Source organism: Kamptonema formosum PCC 6407, from assembly GCF_000332155.1.
GTDB classification, from domain to species: domain Bacteria; phylum Cyanobacteriota; class Cyanobacteriia; order Cyanobacteriales; family Microcoleaceae; genus Kamptonema; species Kamptonema formosum.
Map to the genome: position 1 here is coordinate 1,164,278 of NZ_KB235903.1, position 22,924 is coordinate 1,187,201.

Sequence of the window (22,924 nt, forward strand, 5' to 3'; positions counted from 1 at the left end):
CATATTATCCATCTTTTCGGCTTTACATCCAAAAGTTTGAAGTAGGGGCGAAGCATTCGGGCAGATAATTGATGGCTAGTAACGAAATATTTTTCCCCCAAAGACTTCACTCGTAAAATTGGGGAACATCAAGGCTGCGATCGCGATCGTAATCTCAAGTCAATCAGGATTTAAACCATGAAAGCTGATAGAGTTACTTTACTGAGGTTATTGGTAACATTTAGCCTTCTAAGTGCATTTACTTACCCCACCAAAGCTCAAACTCAAGTTATTACACCCGCACCCGATGGTACGGGTACTGTTGTCACCCCCCAAGGCAACCGCTTCGACATCCAAGGGGGTTCCCTCAGCGGCGACAAAGCTAATCTCTTCCATAGTTTTACTCAATTTGGACTCTCAGAGGGTCAAATTGCCAACTTTTTAACTAATCCTAATATTCGCAATATTTTAGGCAGAGTTACAGGCGGCGACGCTTCCATTATTAACGGCTTAATTCAAGTAACTGGCGGCAATTCTAATCTGTTCTTAATGAATCCCGCTGGGATTGTCTTTGGGCCAAATGCTAGTCTTAATATCCCCGCATCTTTCACCGCTACCACCGCTACAGGTATCGGATTTGGGAATAATAACTGGTTTGGGGCGATTGGTAATAATAATTGGCAAACTTTGGTGGGAGTTCCTAATAGTTTCGCCTTCACTAATTCACAACCTGGCTCGATTGTCAATACCGGAAATTTGGCAGTGACACCCGGTCAAAATTTAACATTAATTGGTGGCACTGTCGTTAATACAGGTACATTACAAGCCCCCATTGGTAATATTACGATCGCTGCTGTCCCTGGTGAAAATATAGTTAGAGTTAGTCAAGCAGGGCATTTATTGAGTTTAGATATTCAGCCAGTGGCTAATGCGGGAATACTTCCCCAGAGTTGGACGCAGCCAGTTTTATCTTTACCCCAATTATTGACAGGACAAGGTAAGATAAACGCCACAAATTTAACCGTTAATGAATTTGGTCAAATTGTCTTAACTGGGGAAACTTTTGCAGCAGTAACAGGAGATGCAATTGCTTCTGGGAATATTAATGTAGCCGGCGAAACTGGCGGAACAGTAAATATATTAGGACAGCGAGTAGGAATTTTTGGCGCAAATATTAATGCTGCGGGTAATAATGGCGGCGGTACTGTTTTAATTGGCGGCGACTATCGCGGTTTAGGCACTGTACCCAATGCTTTGAGAACATATATAAGCAACAATTCTATTATTAATGCCGATGCTTTATTCAATGGTAATGGCGGACGAGTAATAGTTTGGGCTGATGAAACTACTCGCTTTTTTGGTAATATTTCTGCACGCGGTGGTATTAATTATGGTAACGGCGGTTTTGCAGAAGTTAGTGGTAAGAATTATTTAGATTATCAAGGTTTTGCGGACTTGCGATCGCCCTTTGGCACTGTAGGAACGCTGCTGCTAGATCCCACAGACATTACTATTAGCGCAGGTGCGGATGCAGGCGGTACATTAGGAGGTACATTTGCACCCTCTGCCGCTGCATCTAATATCAACAACGGTACGCTGCAAACACAACTGGGTTCAAGCAACGTCACGATCTCCACTGCATCTATCTTTGGTAATCCAGGCGATATTACAGTAAGTGCTCCCATCTCTTGGAACAGCGCTAATTCCCTGACACTGCAAGCGGATAATGACATTACTATAAATCAGCCGATAGCCAATTCAGGGATAGGCGCGATCGCGCTGAATGCCAACAACAACATTACTATTTCTCAAAACCTCACGACAATTGGAGGTGATATCAATCTTCGCGCTGATTACGACAATAGCTCAATCGGCACCATCGCCATCGGCAGTTTCGCGATTAATACCGGAGGCGGAAATTTCACTGCCGTTACAACCAACGGCATCTCTGTCAACGCCAATATCAACACGAGTGGAGGCAACGTCATCCTCAACGCTGCTGCTGGCAGCACTGTCATTGCCAATCTCATTTTTACGAATGCACTGATTAATACTGGAGGCGGCAATTTTATCGGCAACGGTTCCGCGTTTGCCAATTCTGGGATTGGAATTAATAATAGTACAATTAACGCCGCCGGTGGCAATATTCAACTCACTGGTAACGGAGGATTTAACGATCCCACCAGCAGTATTTTGATTGCTAATAATAGCCTAGTGCAAACGACAGGTACAGGTAATATTACTCTTGATGGCAAAAGCATAACCGGAGGCGCTTTAGGGCCAACGTTTTCTTTATATCGTGGAATAGTGGTTGATACCAACTCCAGAGTAAGCGTACAGAATGGAAATATTTCCCTAATTGGAGTAGGAGGTAATGCGGCTAACAATAACAACAACGGCATCACAATTCAAGGCGGCGGCATAATCGAAGCTATCGGGACTGGAAATATTACCCTAAACGGCACCGGTGGGGATGGAACAAATAATAATTACGGGATCTACATTAATGGTTTTGGTTCCAGAGTGACTGTAGCGAGTGGAACTGCCAATTTAACGGGGACAAGCAACGGTACTGGAAATAGTAATCGCGGCATTTACGTGGAAGGCAACAGCAGTATCGAATCCACCGGTACGGGCAATATTACTTTTAATGGTACGGGCGGAAACGGGACATTTACTAATCCAGGGATAGAGATTGACTCCAGTATTGTGCAATCCGCAGGGGGAAATGTTAGCTTGACGGGTGATGGTGCTGGGAGTGGAACCAACAATACGGGCATTGTCATCACTAATACCAGTACCGTGCAATCAACCCCAGGGAACGGGAATGTTACTCTGAACGGGACGGGGGCGACTGGAACGAGCAATAATCCAGGGATATCTATTGATGCCAGTACAGTGCGATCGCAGAATGGCAATCTAAATATTACTGGAATTGGCGGCAACCAAGGCATTGGCAACGACGGCATTAATATCAGCTTCAACAGCGTTGTAGAATCGACAGCAACAGGAAATGTCACCCTCAGCGGTACGGGTGGTAATGGCACAGATCAAAATAAAGGGATACATATTACCGGTCTGAGAGTGAGCTCGGCGGGGGGTAATGTCAGCTTGACTGGTAACGGCGGAGGCACTGGACTCATCAACGAAGGCATCTATCTAGATGGGACTACAATCGAAACCACAGGCGTAGGAACGGTGGCATTAACGGGTAATGGCGCTACAGGGACGGGCGCTAATGCTGGGATTTATGTTTTTAACAATTCTGAGGTGCGATCGCAAGATGGAAATATTACTTTTATCGGTAATGGTGCCGGAAGTGGCAGTAGCAACTACGGTATTTATTCAAACAATAACAGCACCATCCAATCAACTGGAACTGGCGATATCACCCTACAAGGATCGGGGACTGGTACTGCTAGTGGTTTGGGGATTAGCCTTTTTGGTAGTGGCAATGTTACCGCAGGCAGCGGTAATGTCACTCTCATAGCCGATGAAATTGATATCTATCCTAACAATTATGTTAGCGGTGCTGGCAATCTGACAGTGCGACCTCTTACTCCCAGTCTGAATATCGATCTTGTAGGTTTGGACACTACGATTGCCGGTGGCAATCCAAGTTTAGGATTAAAACAAGGTATTGCCCAATTTACAAACGGATTCTCTAGCATTACTATTGGCGGTTCCAATCAAACTGGTAACATTATAGTCTCAGGCAACGCTAATTTTCAAGATCCGGTGACGCTACAAACAACCGGAGTAATTAATGTTAATAATGTTACAACTCCGTTCACAGGGGCGGACAATGCTTCTATTAATTTATCTGCGCCAATTATCAACCTAAATGGTAATATTACTACCAATGAGCAGGACATCTCTTTTGGCGGCAATGTTTCTCTCATTGGCAATTCCACTCTTACCACTGGATTAATAGGCGCTGGCGATATTGATTTTGGTGGAACTGTTGACGGCAATGGTAACTTAACCCTGAATACGGGAACGGGTATTATTAATCTAGGCGGGCAAATTGGGGCGAATGTACCGTTAGCTTCGCTGACAATATCTAATTCTCTCGATACTACCAGTCCGAGTGCGATCGCAATTACAACTACAGGCGATATTACGACGGGCAATATTACTAATCCCGGACTGCCAATTACACTAACTAGCAATAATGGCAATATTAATACTACATCAGGAACAATCGATACAAGTTCCAATATAGGAAGTGGCGGCCCAATTACCTTTAGTGCTAACAATAACATTAATACTGGCAATCTCAACACCAGTTCAACGGCGGGAGATGGGGGCAACATTACCCTTACCAGCACAGGAATAGCTGGAACGGTAATTACTAACGCTGGCATCCTTAACTCTAGTTCTACTATCGCTAATGCTGGAGATATCACCCTTACTTCTGCTCTGCAAAGTTCTGTAGATACCGTCAATGCCAATGGCTTACCCAATACAGGAAATATTACCATTATTGGCGACGAAATTGACTTTGCAGGCAGTCCAGTTCAAAGCAACGGCACATTATCAATTCAGCCATACACGGCAAGTGGAAATATCTGGTTTGGCACAGGCATTTCACCTATTTCCAGTGACGTAGAATTAGGAAACTCTTTCGTAACTGCACTGCAAGATGGTTTCAGTTCCATCGTCATCGGTAGGCCAGATGGCACAGGTAATATAACTGTAGATAACTTAGCCTTAACCTTTCAAGATCCCGTAAATTTCGAGACTCAAACAGGTAATATTGTTGTCAATCAATCCATTACGGGAACAGGGGATGCAACCGTTACACTTGACGCACCTACAACCAACCTAAATAATAACATCATTACTGCCGACACGGATATTACTATTAACGGTAATGTCTTAGTTAGTAACAACCCAATTGTCAGCACAGGCCCCTTAGCTGGTGGTGACATCTTATTCAGCAATAATATTGACGGCAATGGCAATCTTACCTTAGAAGCGGGTACAGGCAATATTACTGTTAACGGTGTAATTGGCAGCAATACCCGCTTGGGAGATTTTACAGTAAATAACGCCACCAACATCCAAACGGGAGCCATTGCCGCCGCTAGTATTCAAACCACAGCTAGCAACACTACAACTGTCGGAAATTTAGATACAACTGGTACGAATGGTATTAACTTAACAAGCGCTAACTTCAATTTTGGCAATATAACAACCAGTAACAACGGCGGACTTACACTTAACAACTCAGCACCTTTAACTCTCGCCTTAGATAATTTACACCTCGACGGCTTTTTTAGTCAAACTGGTGCAGGTGCAGTCACAATTTCTGGTAATTTAACTACTACTAACGATAACATTAGTTTTAATGCACCTGTTGATTTAACAGCAAATGTTGCCTTGAATGCAGGCAACGCGACAGTCGCATTTAATTCCACTTTAACAGCAGGCAATAACGCCCTTTCTTTAACCGCTGGCGAAGTGGATTTTACAGGAATAGTAACAGGTAGCAATACATTAGCAATCCTCTCAGGAATTCCCAACGGTAATATTTCTCTCGGTAGTATTTCAGATACCAACTCCACCACCTTAGACTTGACGACAGCAGACATTAATGCCTTACAAAATGGCTTCAGCTCAATTACAATTCAGACCAATGGCAGCGGTGTAACTTCTGTAGTTAACCCCATCACTTTTAACGATCCAGTCACTCTACAAAACTCAATAGGTACGATCGTAGTTAATAATGCTATTACTGGCAATGATAATGGTGCAATTACCTTTAACAGCGATACTACAAACCTAAATGCCAACATCACTACTGCTAGCAATCCCATCACCTTTAATAGTAGCATCTTACTAGGCAATGATGTCACCCTCAGTAGCAGCGGCGGTAATATTAATTTCAACAATATCGTTAACGGTTCCAGAGATTTAACCGTCAATTCTGGCAGTGGGACTACAACTTTCGATCTAGCTGTAGGTAACACCAACCCTATTGGCGATGGTATTGGTGCTGCGATTACCATCACCTCAACGGGAACAACTAATTTTAATAGTACATTAAACACGAATTCCGGCATAACTGGAACGGGAACCGTCAATTTTGCTAACAATGTAACTTTAGGATATGGCGACACTCCCACAAACCTTAGTGCTGATATCGAGTTAGGTGGCATTACTTTCTCTGCGGCAAATGGTGCTAGTTTTGGCAATGTCACTTTTACCAAAGGTACTGGCAATATCACTTCACAAAATAGCGCCGTTACTTTCAATGGTACTGTCAACGGTAATCAAGCGGTTGCCTTAAATACTGGTACGGGAAATATAACATTTAATAATGCTGTCGGTGCAGTTAATCCCTTAACTGGTTTGCAGGTAAACGCACAAAATATCGCTCTTAATTCTAACCTGCAAGTTGCAGGAAATCTCGGACTTACTGCTGTCGGCAATATCAATCTAAATGGTAATGTCACTACTACCAACAATGGTATTGCAACTATTACTAATACAGGCAATCTCAATATTGCTAGCAACCTAAATTTAGATGGTGCTTTCACTCAAAATGGCCTGGGTGCGGTGAATGTAGCTGGTAACATAACGACTACAAATGATGATATCAGATTTGGCGGCCCTGTCACCTTAAATGCTCCCGTAACTTTCACGCCGGGAATTGCGACAATTGCCTTTAGTTCTAACTTAGCAGCAGGTAATAACCCTCTGACTTTGACAGCAGGTGAAATTGACTTTACTGGGCCAGTATCCGGTACAAATACCTTAGTAATTCAACCCGCCACACCCGGACAAAATATTGAGATTGGTGGTAGTAATAATACCAGTGCCTTAGACTTGACAACAGCAGAAATTAATGCTTTACAAAATTGGTTTAGCTCGATTACAATTGGGCGTACAGATAGCAGTGGCAATGTTACTATTGCTAATAATCTAACCTTCTTAGATCCAGTTACAATTCAATCCGGTTTAGGCGCAATCGCAGTTAATGGTATTCTTACTGGTAACGATAACAGTTCCATTGCTCTTAGCGGTACGACAATTAACCTCAACTCTGATATTTTCACAACTAATAATAATATCGCGATCGCAGGTAATACCAATCTTGGCAGCAATATCGCACTCAGGAGCACAGGCGGAAATATTAGCATCGCGGGTGCGATTGATGGCAATCAGCAGTTAAACTTAGATGCTGGTACTGGCAACATCCTACTACAAGGAAATATCGGTAATCAAACACCTATATCTCGCCTCGATATCAACGCTTTTAATACTAACTTGTCCGGCAATATCGCCACCGCTAACGGCGATATCACCTTTAACAGCGCACTCATTCTCACAAGAGATGTAAGCTTAACTACAGGTACGACAGGAAATATCACTTTCGGCGGCACTGTAGACAGTCAAGCCTTAAACGGTTATGGCTTGAATTTAACAGCAGGTAGCGGTAATATTCGTTTCAATTCGGCTGTCGGTGCGGCGACAAATGGACAGTTAGGTAATCTTATTATTCAAAGTGCTGGCAATTTAGAAGCACGTTCGACGATTAATTCTCAACGCTTGCAGTCAAGGAGTACGGGGACTGTTAATTTACTGGGAAATGTCACTGCTAATAGCGTTGATATTGCCACAGGTAATAACTTAACTGTGAGCAACATTACCTCAAATGGGGGACTAATTCAGCTTAATAGCAGTAGCGGGAATGTGACAACACAAAATCTGAATGCTTCCTTAACTACTGGAAATGGAGGAAATATCTCGGTTAGTAGTCCTGCGGGGGTAGTAACAACGGGTAATCTAAATACATCAGGATTTAGTGGCGGTAATATTACTGTTATAGCTCGCAATTCGATCGCAGCAGGACAGATTAATTCTAGTGGTAGTGTGGGAAATGGCGGTAACGTTTTCCTAGATCCGATTGGCGATATTCAAGTTGAATTTATTAACGCTGAAGGCGGAATCAACGGTATTGGTGGTAATGTCTTTGTTGAATCAACGGGGGGATTTTTCCGAGCAACTAACTCTTTTTCAAGTCCATTTTTATCTGCTGGTAATGCTAGTATTTCCACAGCAGGTGGTAGCGGTGGCGGTAATATTACAATTCGCCATGTAGGGGGAGATGGAGGGCCGCCATTTCAACTGTTTGAGGTGGGTAATGCTGCGATTAATGGCACTGCTGGGGTAATTACTAGCGGACAGTCTACCATTGAATTAGGGCGCTCTTTTCCGGGTTCTTTTAGTGTAGGAAATATTGCGATACAAACTGATGATGCCGTACCATTAGTAACACCATCACCCGCACCATTAGTAACACCATCACCCACACCAGTACCCGCACTAGATGGACAGATACCAACAGTAGCGATCGCGCCATCACCTGTAACAACCGTGCCAACGGATACACCAGTAGCTACACCACTGCCAAGTTCATCAAATTTGACAATATTAGTGCCACCTACTACACCAGTAGCTACACCACTGCCAAGTTCATCAAATTTGACAATATTAGTGCCCCCTACTACACCAGTAGCTACACCACTGCCAAGTTCATCAAATCTGACAATATTAGTACCAACTACTACACCTCAAGCCTCGCAAATATCAGTAGCATTTGCACCTTTGCTAACACCTTTACCAGATTTCTCCAATCCGCCTGTACCAGAATTTACAGGAATACTCGATCGCACGCTAACACCAACAGGCACGTTAGCGCAGCCTGCCACAGGTATTACCTCTGTCGCAGTACCTCGCACTGAAACCTCCCCAAATCCCTCCGAAACCTTCTATAGAGAAGGAATTCCAGTGGTACACGATCCTGGTTTTGCTCCCACAGAGGAAATTTTGAGGATCGATCGCAGCATTTCCGATCGTTGGCCCGCTAGTCGCCAACTCTCCGCAGTGGCGAGTTCCGAAAATTCTTTACCAGATCCTGATTTTGCTCCCAAACGGCAAAATTTGACAATCAAGCCGAAGATTTTGGATGGGTGGGCCGCTTCCGATCGACCCTCCCCATTAGCGATCGCCCAAAATCCTTCTACAAACCCCAAAGAGCAAAGTTCATCTAACACCAGTTCTAATCTGATTCTCGGCTACAATTCCCCGATCGATGAAATTTTTGAGGGAGAAGATATCAATGATACAGTGTGGCAAATTGAACAAATTAGGAATAATGAATTTGAGCAATATCTTGGCGTGAGTGGGAAGCTCCCGGATCAAACTATTTCAGTTGCCGGCATCCAAGAAACTTTAAGGAAGATCGAGGAGAAAACTGGCAAGCGATCGGCGATTATTTATGTAGTATCGCGCCTCGATCGATTAGAATTAATTTTAGTTCCCTCTTTAGGACGACCGATTCGCCACAGTGTCCCAGCAGCTAAAAGAGAAGTTCTTTTCCCAGTAGTGAATGAGTTTCGTAATGAGGTCACGAATTCCCGCCAACGCAATACTAATAGTTATTTGGTTTCAGCACAGCAGCTTTACCAATGGATGATATCACCTCTAGAGGGAGACTTGAAAAAGTTAGAGATTGATACGCTGCTGCTGTCTTTAGATCCAGGTTTGCGGAGTATCCCAATTGCCGCTTTGCATGATGGGAATCAATTCCTGATTGAAAAATATAGTTTCAGTTTAATTCCCAGTTTTAGTTTAACTAATACCCGTTACGCCTCTGTCAGTAACGCTTCCGTGTTGGCAATGGGAGCGTCCGAATTTACTGATAAAAGTCCTTTACCTGCGGTACCGGTAGAATTGTCTGCGATCGCATCGGAATGGCAGGGTAAATCTTTTCTCAATTCTACCTTTACTCTGGAAAATCTGACTTGGCAGCGATCGCGCCAAGATTATCGCATTATTCACCTCGCCACCCACGCTGAATTTCTCCCTGGAAAACCGGGTAATTCTTATATTCAGCTTTGGGACTCCAAATTACCCCTCAATCGCGTCAGAAATTTGAACTGGGATAACCCCTCTGTAGATTTATTGGTGTTGAGTGCTTGCAAAACTGCTTTAGGCGATCGCGAAGCTGAATTAGGTTTTGCTGGTTTAGCAGTACAATCGGGGACGAAATCTGCTTTAGCTAGTCTCTGGTACGTTGACGATCGCGGTACATTAGGATTAATGACAGAATTTTATCATGAGTTAGGAAAAGCCGCAATTAAGGCAGATGCTCTGAGATTTGCTCAGATCGCTATGCTTAAAGGTAACGTGCGGGTAGAAAATGGGAAGTTATTCACAGCTACGGGTACATATTCTTTACCGCCTGCTTTAACTCAGCAAGATAAAAGAGATTTTATTCATCCTTATTACTGGAGTGGTTTCACTCTCATAGGAAATCCTTGGTAGAAGGAACATCCCCTTCTTTCTTCCTGTCTTTAGCTTTTTGTGCTTACCCAAAAATATTAGAGTTTTCCTGCATAAGTCCTATCTATGCTAGACATATGATGATGAGTATTGATATATAGCAACTGCCACAAGGGTTAGGAAATTATGAATCCCCCGAACCCTTCCTCTTATTGCATTTTCCACCTGCCACCTGCCTCCTGCTATAAAAACCAAACTCGTCAACTAATTTTTTAAATTGTAGCGTTCGCCTTTCATCTCATATCAATCAGGATTTAAACCATGAAAGCTGATAGAGTTACTTTACTGAGGTTATTGGTAACATTAAGCCTTCTAAGTACATTTACCTTCCCCGCAAAATCCCAAACTCAAGTTATTACACCCGCACCCGATGGTACGGGTACTATCGTTACTCCCGAAGGAAATCGCATCGACATTCAAGGGGGTTCCCTCAGCGGCGACAAAGCCAATCTCTTCCATAGTTTTACTCAATTTGGACTCTCAGAAGGTCAAATTGCCAACTTTTTAACTAATCCTAATATCCGCAATATTTTAGGCAGAGTTACAGGCGGCGACGCTTCCATTATTAACGGCTTAATTCAAGTCACAGGCGGCAATTCTAACCTGTTCTTAATGAATCCTGCCGGGATTGTTTTTGGGCCGAATGCCAGTCTTAATATCCCCGCATCTTTCACTGCTACCACTGCCACAGGTATTGGCTTTGGGAATAACAACTGGTTTAATGCTATTGGCAATAATAACTGGGCAAATTTAGTCGGAACCCCTAACACTTTTGCCTTTAATACTTTACAACCAGGAACAATCATCAATGCTGGGAATTTAGCTGTAACTACAGGCTCTAATTTAACTTTAATCGGTGGTAATATTGTCAATACTGGACAAATTACGGCTCCCAGTGGCAATATTTTAATCAATGCTGTTTCCGGTCAAAACTTAGTCAGAATTAGCCAAGTCGGACACTTGCTAAGTTTAGAAGTTCAGCCGCTCAATCATGCCGGATTACTGCCGAATACTTGGACAGAACCAGTCCTATCTTTACCACAGTTATTAACAGGTAAAGGCTTAGAAAGTGCAGCGGGTTTAACGGTAAATAGTCTAGGTCAAGTAGTATTAACAGGTAATAATAGTATTATCCCCGGAGAAGCAGGAACGGCGATTGCATCTGGGAATATTAACACCTCTGGAATCATAGGGGGAACCGTCAATATTTTCGGAGATAGAGTAGGTGTAATAGGTGGAAATATTAACGCTTCTGGTATTTATGGTGGTGGCACTGTATTAATTGGTGGAGACTATCAAGGTAAGGGACTCGTACCTAATGCTAGCCGCACCTTTATAAGTAATAATTCGACAATTAATGTAGATGGAGTAAGTAATGGCAATGGCGGTAGGGTAATTGTTTGGGCCGATGATATTACTCGTTTTTATGGCAAAATTAGCGCTCGTGGGGGTAGTTTTTCTGGCAATGGTGGATTTGTCGAAGTATCGGGTTATAATTTCTTAGATTTTCAAGGCAATGTTAATACTTTAGCTCCCAATGGCACTGCCGGATTATTATTACTAGATCCCACTGATATCACAATTATAACTGTACCAGGTTCATTTAACGCTCTCACTCAAGTCGATCAATTTGCTGACCCAGATAATGCACCTAATACAATTGATGTTGCTCTAATTAATTTTGCTGCTACTAATGTTACGTTACAAGCAACTGGTAATATTACTTTCAATGCTCCTGTTGGCATCATAACTCCGGGAGTAGGACTGACTGCCCAGGCAAATAATGAGATATTTGTCAATAATAATATTACTACTAATGGAGGAAGTGTTAGCCTCATCGCTGATGCCGACAACTCAACTGATGGTTCTCTCAATATCAATGGCGCAACGATTAATACTAACGGCGGCAATTTTTTAGGTATTGGCAATGGAACTCCTGCGTGGACAAGTGGAATAAGGATTAATAACAGTGCAATTACTGTAGGAAATAGGAATATTAATCTAACTGGGCGCGGGGAGTTGGGTTATGGAATTGAGATTTCTAACTCTAACTTAGATTCTGCACAAGGAAATATCACCCTTAATGGTGCGGGTGATTTTACTCTAGGCATAGGAATTGCTATTTCAAATGCCTCTACTGTGAGTTCGGCACAAGGTAATATCAATCTCAGCGGCAGTGTTAGTGTTTTGCCAGCAGATGCTATCAGTTTGGATTCTGGTAGTTTAATTAGTACAACTGGTGGTGGTTCGGTAACGCTAACAAGTTCTATTGGAAATATTAATACAAGTACAGGAAATATTAATACAAATTTCACGGGAGGTGGGGGTGCGATCGCGATTTCAACTACTGGTGGTGGTGATATTACTACAGGTAATCTCTCTTCCTTCTCAACAGGTGTAGCTGCGGGAGGTAATATCACCCTCTCTGTAACTGGAGGAACAGGTGCGATCGATACTACTGCTGGAAACCTTTTTGCCAATTCCACTTTCGGAGATGGGGGCGCGATCGCACTCTCGACTGCTGGCGGAAACATTACCACTGACTTTCTGGGTTCTTATTCAGGAGGTACAGGTACGGGAGGAAATATCACTCTTTCTGTAACTGGAGGAACAGGTTTTATTAACACTACTAATAATCTGGATTCCACTTCCATTTCAGCAAATGGAGGCGCGATCGCGCTTTCCACTACTGGTGGAAACATTATTACTACTAATCTTTTGGCTTCCTCTCCATTAGGTGCAGGTACGGGAGGAAACATAACCGTCTCTGTTAGCGGAGGAAATGGTTATATCGATACCAATGCTGGAGTTCTGCAATCCAATTCTAATTCAGCAAATGGAGGCGCGATCGCGCTTTCTACTACTGGTGGTAACATTACCACTGGCTATATGCAATCTTTCGCAACAGATACAGGAACCGCAGGAAATGTAACTATTTCTGTTACGGGAGGAACGGGTTCTATTGATGCTACTGGTGATATACTCGCTAATTCTACATTAGGAAATGGCGGCGCGATCGCCATTTCAACTGCTGGTGGTAACATTACTACTAGCTCTCTAGATACTCGTTCATCAGGTGCAGGAAATGCAGGAAATATTACCCTCTCTGTAACTGGAGGAACAGGCACGATCGACACCGTTGCTGGATTTCTTGATGCTGGTTCTTCTTTAGGAAATGGAGGCGCGATCGCGGTTTCTACTACTGCTGGAAACATTAATACTGGTTATATAGGTTCTAGTTCACTAGGTGCAGGCACAGGAGGTAATATCACCTTTAACTCCGGCACAGCAAATACTATTCTTAGCTCGGATGTTGGGAGTTCATCCGCCACTGGTAGCGGTGGAAATATTACCTTCCAATCTCCCGCTATCCTCACTCAACCCACTACTAATTTAACAACATCGGGAACTGCTAGCGGCGGCAATATTACCTTTAATAGTACCCTTGATGCCACTACAGCAAATGTTGAATTTTTAGCAGTAAATGCAGGTGCAGGTAACGTCACATTTGGAGGCGCGATCGGCAGCATTATCCCTCTTGGAGGACTCAGCATCAATGCCACAGGAAATGTCAACTTTAATCAGTCTGTAAACCTTGTTAGCTTAAATTCAAATGGCAATACCCAATTTTCAGGAAATATTACAACAACTGGAACCGACGGCATCTTTTTAACTGGCCCAACGACAATCACCAACAATGTTATCCTCACAGGTGACACCATTACTTGGACAAATAATGTATCTGGAACAGGCAATTTAACAATACAACCATTCACCGCAGGTTTACCTATTGACATCGGGAGCACTCCCGTTACCGGTAGTCGCTTAAATTTAACACCGACACAAATAGGATTATTGCAACCCAGCTTAGCTTCTGTCACCATTCAAACTAATAATGGTGGTGACATTTCAGTTAACGATCCTATCACCTTAAATCCTCCTACCACCCTGCAAACTTCACCCGGTACAATTACTCTCAACAGTCCCATTACGGGAAATAATAACGCTGCAATTACACTCTCTTCCAATACAACTAATCTAAATGCTGACATCAGCACGTTGAATCAAAATATCACCATTAATGGCAATACTTTAGTTACTAATAATGTCACCCTCAATACCAATGCCAATATTTTATTGAACGGCCCCATAGATGGCAATAATAACCTCACCGCTAATGCTGGCACGGGAAACATCACCTTCGGTGGTGCAGTAGGCAGTAGTACCCCATTAGGAAACATCACTGCCAATAGTACAGGTATAACTACTTTTAATGCTGTAAATTCTGCCAGTGTCACCACTAATACCGGAGGTACAACTCAACTCAATGGTAATGTCACGACTACGGGAGCACAAACCTATAACGATGCTGTTATTATTGCCAATAACCCCATCTTAACTGGTAACGGCATTACCTTCAATTCTACCTTAGATGGCAATAGCGATATCACCGCTATTGCTGGTGCATCAAACCTCAGTTTTAATGGTGCAGTTGGGAGTATTACGCCATTACAAAATATCATAGCCAACAGCACAGCAACCACTACATTTAATGCCGTAAATTCTGCCAGTGTCACCACTAATACCGGAGGTACAACTCAACTTAATGCTAATGTCACAACTACTGGCAGTCAAACCTATAACGATGCCGTTACAATTGCCAATAACCCCATCTTAACTGGTAACGGTATTACCTTCAATTCTACCTTAGATGGCAATAGCGATCTAACCGCTAATACTGGCGCATCAAATCTCAGTTTTAATGGTGCAATAGGCAATAACACTGCATTACAAAATATCACTGCCAATAGTACAGCTACAACTACCTTTAATAGCATCAATGCTGCTACTTTAACCACCAATGCAGACGGTACAACTCAACTCAATAGCAACGTCACAACTACTGGCGCACAGACTTATAACGATGCAGTTTCAATTGCCAATAACCCCATCTTAACTGGTAACGGCATTACCTTCAATTCCACCTTAGATGGCAATAGCGATATCACCGCTATTGCTGGTGCATCAAACCTCAGTTTTAATGGTGCAATAGGCAGTAACACTGCATTAGGAAATATCATCGCTAACACTACAGGAGTTACTACATTTAATAGTGTTAATTCTGCTACTTTAACAACCAATGCAGGCGGCACAACTCAACTTAATAGCAACGTCACAACTACTGGCGCACAGACTTATAACGATGCCGTCACACTTGCCAATAATCCCACTTTAACTGGTAACGGTATTACCTTCAATTCTACCTTAGATGGGAATAGCGATTTAACCGCTAATGCTGGTGCATCAAATCTTAGTTTTAATGGTGCAGTTGGGAGTGTTACACCCTTACAGAATATCAGCGCCAATAGTACAGCTACAACTACCTTTAATGCTGTAAATTCTGCCAGCGTCACCACTAACATTGGCGGTACAACTCAACTTAATGGGAATGTCACCACCACTGGTGCTCAGACTTATAACGATGCCGTCATAGTTGCCGGAAATTTAACCCTTACAAATAACAGTATTAGCTTTAATTCCCCTCTCACTCTCACAGGCAATCTTGCCTTGAATGCAGGTGGAGGAACAGTTGTATTTAATTCTACCATCAGCGCTGGCAATAATAGCCTATCATTAAGCGCTAACGAGATAGATTTTAATGGCATAGTAAACGGTAGCAGTACACTCACTCTTACCCCTGGAACCCCAGGAAAAAATATCACCATCGGTGGTTTAAGTGACACAGGCGCAAACAGTTTAGACTTAACTGCTAATGACTTAAATAACCTAGCTGATGGCTTTAGTTCTATCATAATTGGTGACAATACAAACACAAGTAATATTATTGTTTCTCCAAATGGTGCATCTTTTAAAGATCCCGTAACAATGACAACTGGAACTGGTGCAATTACCCTCAATGGCGCACTTACAGGGATTGGAGATTCTAGTATTACTCTCAACGCAGCTACCAGCTTTTTAAACAATGATATTCGCACTGAAGAGCGAAATATTACTATCAATGGTAATGCGATAGTCGGTAATAGCATTACTGTCATTACAGGGAATTTAGCCGGAGGCGATATCCTCTTTAATGGCAATATTAACGGAAACGATAACCTCACTTTAGAAACAGGCACAGGAAACATTACTGTTAGCGGTGCAATTGGGAATAATACACCCTTAGAAAACTTGACATTTAGCAATGTTAACAATGTTCAAACTAAGGCAATTACCGCTGCCAGTATTACCCAAATTGCTGGTACTGGTGAGACTACTATCAACGGTGCAATTAATACGGATACTGCCGCTGGGATTAACTTAACAGGTAATATTTTTAACTTTAATGGTAATATTACAACTACTAACGGTGGCGGTTTTAAAATTGATAATAGTTCTCCTTTGACTATTACTCTCGCAGTCCAATTTAACTTAGATGGGGGATTTAATCAAATAGGAAGTGGCACTGTTTTTCTAGCAGGAAATGTTACCACAAATAATAGCGATATCAGTTTCAAAAGTCCAGTCATTCTCATTGGTACAGGTAATTTGAATACGGGTGTAGGTGCAGGGGATATTAACTTTAACAATACCCTCGATGGCACCGCTGATTTGAACTTAACAGCAGGGATAGGCAACATTCTATTTTTTGGCAGGGTAGGCGATGGAATCAGAATTGGTAACTTAACTATAAATAGTGCCAAAGATGTAACTGCTATCAATGCTATTAATGCCATTACCATTACTCAAATAGCAGGTAGCGGCACGTCATTATTTAATGATGTAATTAACACAAATGGTACGGCTGGCATTAATCTGGCGGGTAATAACTTTAACTTAAATGGTGCGATTGTTGCTAATGGCAGTTTTACTATTAATAATAGCGGCAAGCTTAATTTAAGCACAACACCTTTAATCTTAGATGGCACGTTCCGTCAAATTGGTACTGGAGAAGTGGCGATTTCCTCTAATATTACCACCGCTAATCAAGATATCCGATTTAGCGGGCCTGTCACCTTAAGTACTCCCGTTATATTTACCCTTGGTAACGCTACAATTGCTTTCGGTTCCAGTTTAGCCGCAGGCAATAACCCACTTACTTTAATTGCAGGAGAAATTGATTTTACAGGGCCAGTTTCCGGGACAAATTCACTGTCTTTGCAACCATTCAACTCTGGACAAACTATTATTATCGGCGGATTTGATAACAATACTAATGCCTTGGATTTGACAGCAGCAGAAATTAATGCTCTTCAAAATGGCTTTAGTTCAATTACTATCGGTCGTGCAGATAGTAGTGCAAATGTTAATATAAATGGTAACGTGACATTTTTAGATCCAGTTACAATTCAAACAGCAACAGGTGCAATTATACTCAATGGAAATATTACTGGAATAGATAATAGTTCAGTCACGCTTAATACGCCGAATATTAATCTCAATGCTGGTATCAATACCGCCAATAGTAACATCAGATTAAATGGAAATGTTAATCTTGGTAGTGATGTCGATCTCATTAGTAATGGTGGAGATATTACCATAACAGGTGCGCTGAATGGGACTCAGAAATTAAGGATTGATGCGGGTACTGGTGGCAACATATTTCTCCAAGGAGATATCGGTAGTATTACACCTTTGTTAGGTTTGAATCTTAATGGATTGAATACTACATTATCGGGTAATATCTCAAGCGCTAATAGTGATATTACCTTTGACAGCGGACTTATTCTGACCAGAGATATGAGCATCACTACAGGTACAATAGGAGGAAATATTACCTTCCGTAGCACTGTTGATAGTGAGGCGTTTCGAGGCTACAGCTTAAATTTAACGGCAGGTAGAGGTAATATTAATTTCAACGGTGCAGTAGGCGCAAGCGTTAATGGAGAATTGGGAAATATAACTATTAATAGCGCTAATAATGTAACAGCGCTATCAGCAATATCAGCTCGTAATTTTCAGTCAAATAGTACCGAAAATGTTAATCTTGGTAATATCGCCGCTACTAACGTTACTATTACCACAGATAACAATATCACTGTTGGCAATATTATCGCTAATGGCGGACAAGTTCGACTGAATAGTAATAATGGTAATTTAGTCGCCAATGACATTGATGCTTCTTTAATTTCTGGTGTTGGTGGCTTAATTTCACTGACAACTCCGGCGGGAGCAGTGACAACTGGCAATCTGAATACATCAGGACTTAGTGGTGGTGATATTACCGTTATAGCTCGCAATTCAATTACTGCAAAACAGATTAATTCTAGTGGTAGTGTGGGCGATGGTGGTAATGTTTTCCTAGATCCTATTGGGGATATTCAAGTTGAATTCATTAACGCTGAAGGCGGAATTAATGGTACTGGTGGAGATGTATTTATTGAGTCAACGGGGGGATTTTTCCGGGCTACAGGCTCTTTTGTAACTCCCTTTTCGACGGAGGGAAATGCTAGTATTTCTACAGCAGGTGGTTTAGGCAGTGGAACAGTAACTATTCGCCATGCAGGAGGGGATGGAGGGCAGTTACTTCAACCTTTTGAAGTTGGTAATGCTGGTGCGCTCAATGGCACTGCGGCGCCTATTACGAGTGGAGATTATGCAATAAAAACAGGGCAAATATTGCCGGGTTCTTTCAGTGTGGGAAATTTGAGGATAGAGACTCTGGATGCTGCACCTGCTACCATATTTTTGTCAAATTTATCAGTTTCAAATACAGATTTGTCAACATCTTCTGTACGCGCTCCTATAGTATTATCAACACGATCGGAAACACAACCATCAGCAATCCTTGTACCTCCGGTAACACCTTTAGGAGATTTTGCCTCAAATATAAATTTACGAGAATCTAGAGGAATATTGCCAGAAAATCTTACACAAGGTGCTGATTTGACACAGCAAAATGCAGGTATCCCACTAACTACATCTGTCACATCTACAGCATCTCTCCCCTCTGGTACTGGTGAAACCTTAGCCAATACTCCTGTAATTTCAACCTTTTATACAGAGGAAGAGCGCCGCAAAAGTTTACTCTCAGAAAAAGATGCAGTCGAGAATCTAAAACAACCAATTTTGAGAATTGATGAGACAATTATCGAGCAGTCGCGTGTTGCTGTTACAGCTTCTTCAGTAGGAATTAATGAAGGTAAAAACTCTTCTAGCAACATTGCACAGGAGGAGATATCTCACAAACCTGCTAATCTGGTACTCGGTTATAGTTCCTCTGTTAATCAAACTTTGGATAAATATGAACTTGGGGAGATTGATACATTTTTTGAGCGGGGCGATATTGAAAATATAGTTGTGCGACTTGAAGAAATTAGAAATAGAGAATTTGAGCGTTATCTTGAAACTAGCCATAAACTAGCCGAGGGAAATATTTCACTTTCTGCACTCCAAGAAAAATTAAAAGAAACTGATAACAAAACTGGTAAGAAATCTGCCGCTTTTTATGTAGTATCGCGGCTTAATCAATTGGAGTTAGTTTTAGTTACTTCCTCGGGTTTGCCAATTCACTACAGTATTCCCGCCGCGAAAAGAGATGCTCTTTTTCCAGTGGTGAGTGAGTTTCGCTCTCAGATTATCAATTCTCGTCAACGCCATAATCAAAGCTATTTAGAGGCGGCACAGCAACTTTATAAATGGCTGATATTGCCTATAGAGGCGGATTTAAAAAATCTAAAAATTGATACGTTGCTGCTGTCTTTAGATCCCGGTTTGCGGAGTCTCCCAATTGCTGCTTTGCATGATGGTAATCAATTTATGGTTGAAAAATACAGTTTCAGTTTAATTCCCAGTTTTAGTTTAACTAATACTACTTATACCTCCATTGCTGATGCTTCCGTGCTGGCGATGGGAGCGTCGGAATTTACTGATAAAAGTCCTTTACCTGCGGTACCGGTAGAATTGTCTGCGATCGCATCGGAATGGCAGGGTAAATCTTTCCTCAATTCTACTTTTACTTTGGAAAATCTGAACTTGCAGCGATCGCGCCAAGATTATCGGATTATTCACCTCGCTACCCACGCTGAATTTCTCCCTGGAAAACCCGGTAATTCTTATATTCAGCTTTGGAATTCTAAGTTACCCCTCGATCGCGTCAGAAATTTGAACTGGGATAACCCCTCTGTAGATTTATTGGTGTTGAGTGCTTGCAAAACTGCTTTAGGCGATCGCGAATCTGAATTAGGTTTTGCTGGGTTAGCAGTACAATCGGGGGTAAAATCTGCTTTAGCTAGTTTGTGGTACGTTGACGATCGCGGTACATTAGGCTTAATGACAGAATTTTATCAGGAGTTAGGGAAAGCTGCAATTAAAGCAGATGCTCTCAGATTAGCTCAGATCGCAATGCTTAAAGGTCAAGTGCGGGTGGAAAATGGGCAATTAATTACAAATACACAAACATTTCCCCTCCCGTCTGCTTTAAACTCTCAAGATACCATAGATTTTACTCATCCCTACTACTGGAGCGGTTTTACACTCGTGGGAAATCCTTGGTAAGCAATAAAGTAAATCCACCTAATTAAACATAAGATAAGGATGGCTAAAAAGCTGACTGTATAAACATTTTTACTTCTTGCCTAGATAACTAAATTTTTCTTCCTTCTCTCCTAGATAACTAAATTTTTCTTCCTTCTCTCCTAGATAACTAAATTTTTCTTCCTTCTCTCCTAGATAACTAAATTTTTCTTCCTTCTCTCCTAGATAACTAAATTTTTCTTCCTTCTCTCCTAGATAACTAAATTTTTCTTCCTTCTCTCCTAGATAACTAAATTTTTCTTCCTTCTTCCTTCTTCCTTCTTCCTTCTTCCTTCTTCGTCTAAGATATAGAAAATAAGGCGCATAAAATCGAAATGACTTCAACCGTTCTCAAACCCTCCTCCCTTCCTCCTCTCAACGCTCCTACAGTCCGCCGCCTACCCAATGGACTAACGATCGTAGCAGAACACCTGCCTGTTGATGCCGTTAACCTTAGCGTTTGGCTCAATGTTGGCTCCGCCGTAGAATCAGATGATATCAACGGCATGGCTCACTTTCTAGAACACATGATTTTTAAAGGCACGCCGCTATTGGCCGCCGGCGAATTTGAACGCTTGATCGAGCAACGCGGGGCTGTAACAAATGCCGCTACCAGTCAAGATTACACTCACTATTACATCACTTGTGCCCCCCAAGATTTTGCCGAACTCGCACCCTTGCAAGTCGATGTACTGCTGAATGCTAGCATTCCCGATGAAGCCTTTGAGCGAGAGCGGTTGGTCGTGATCGAAGAAATTAGGCGAGCGGAAGATAACGCCCGACGACGGACTTATCAGCGATCGATGGAGACAGCTTTTGAGGTGCTACCCTATAAGCGTCCCGTACTCGGCCCGGCATCGGTGATTGAACAACTGACAGTACAACAGATGCGGGATTTTCATAGCAGCAGATATCAACCTGAGTCGATGACAGCGGTTGCTGTGGGGAATTTGCCAGTTGAGGAGTTAATTGAAATTGTGGCTGGTGCTTTTGCAGATGCGATGACACCTCATGAATCGCCCGAAGTGCCATTAAAACCCGAAGCTTTGCATCTGAAAGCTGAATCCGCTTTTCAAGAAACAGTCCGCCGCGAATATGTCGATTCCAGCCTTCAACAGGCAAGATTGGTGATGATGTGGCGAGTACCAGGACTGGCAAATTTAGAAGAGACTTACGCCCTTGATGTTTTGGCAACAATATTGGGTCACGGTAGGACAACTCGCCTGGTTCAAGATTTGCGGGAAGAGCGGGGTTTAGTCTCCTCAATTTCAGTTAGTAATATGACTCAGCGACTTCAGGGTGTATTCTATATTTCAGCTCAATTGGCTGAGGAGAATTTGGCTGAGGTGGAAGTAGCGATCGCTCAACACATCCGCACTATCCAGATGGAACTCGTGACGGAAGCGGAAATGGCCCGCGTCCGTACCCAAGTAGCTAATCGGTTTATTTTTGGGAACGAAACGCCTAGCGATCGCGCCAATTTATACGGCTACTACCAGTCCATTGTCGGGGATTTAGCCCCCGCCCTCAACTATCCCGCCTCTATCCAAGCTCTCAATGCGATCGATATCCAGCAAGCGGCCCGCAAATATCTCTCCCCAGATGCCTGCGGTGTAGTTGTACTCCGCCCTGCAAAATAGCTAAGTAGGCTAAAGAATTAAAAATGCAAAATTAAAAATTAAAAAATAAACTAATTTAATTTTGAACTTTTAATTTTTAATTTTTAATTGATTGGGTTCTCGCGAGGTAATGGGAAAATATCTTGCTATTGCTGTGCGATCGCGAGGTAGTACCCCTACCCCCAAGGCGTGTCAACTTAACGTCAAATCGTTAATCCGCCAGAGGTTAAAACCCCTGTCTCAAAAATCGAGTCCTCGCTCAGGGACTAAAAAACTCATTAGTCCTCTGAGCGAAGACTTAATTTATAAGAGGGGGTTTTAACCCCTGTCGGAGTCAAGGTTTAACATTAAGTTGACACCAATGCCCTATAGCTCTAAATTGTTGTCTAAATCGATCGATAATTAAACTGTTCTGGTCTACGGAATCGACAAAATTTCTGTGATTTTCCGACAACAGA

4 protein-coding genes are annotated in these 22,924 nt (G+C 42.4%); 3 read left to right on the forward strand and 1 reads right to left on the reverse strand.

Annotated elements, in window-relative coordinates:
• The first annotated feature begins 177 nt into the window (after positions 1-177).
• Together OSCIL6407_RS0110045 and OSCIL6407_RS30500 are read left to right on the forward strand one after the other, a co-directional pair.
• Positions 178-10,317, forward strand: coding sequence for a CHAT domain-containing protein (locus OSCIL6407_RS0110045; RefSeq protein ID WP_007353260.1), 10,140 nt, complete (start codon positions 178-180; stop codon positions 10,315-10,317).
• 279 nt (positions 10,318-10,596) lie between these two features.
• Positions 10,597-20,829: a CHAT domain-containing protein gene (locus OSCIL6407_RS30500; RefSeq protein ID WP_019487180.1), complete on the forward strand. Its 10,233-nt coding sequence runs from the start codon at positions 10,597-10,599 to the stop codon at positions 20,827-20,829.
• Between the two features lie 69 nt (positions 20,830-20,898).
• On the opposite strand, the gene OSCIL6407_RS0110055 is transcribed toward OSCIL6407_RS30500, so the two are convergent.
• Positions 20,899-21,192 carry a hypothetical protein gene (locus OSCIL6407_RS0110055; RefSeq protein ID WP_019487181.1) on the reverse strand — a complete coding sequence of 98 codons (294 nt, stop codon included), beginning with the start codon at positions 21,190-21,192 and terminating at the stop codon, positions 20,899-20,901.
• Here OSCIL6407_RS0110055 and OSCIL6407_RS0110060 point away from each other — a divergent pair.
• Positions 21,183-22,487, forward strand: coding sequence for a M16 family metallopeptidase (locus OSCIL6407_RS0110060; RefSeq protein WP_007353881.1), 1,305 nt, complete (start codon positions 21,183-21,185; stop codon positions 22,485-22,487). The two genes, OSCIL6407_RS0110055 and OSCIL6407_RS0110060, sit on opposite strands and share 10 nt — an antisense overlap.
• The last annotated feature ends 437 nt before the right edge of the window (positions 22,488-22,924 follow it).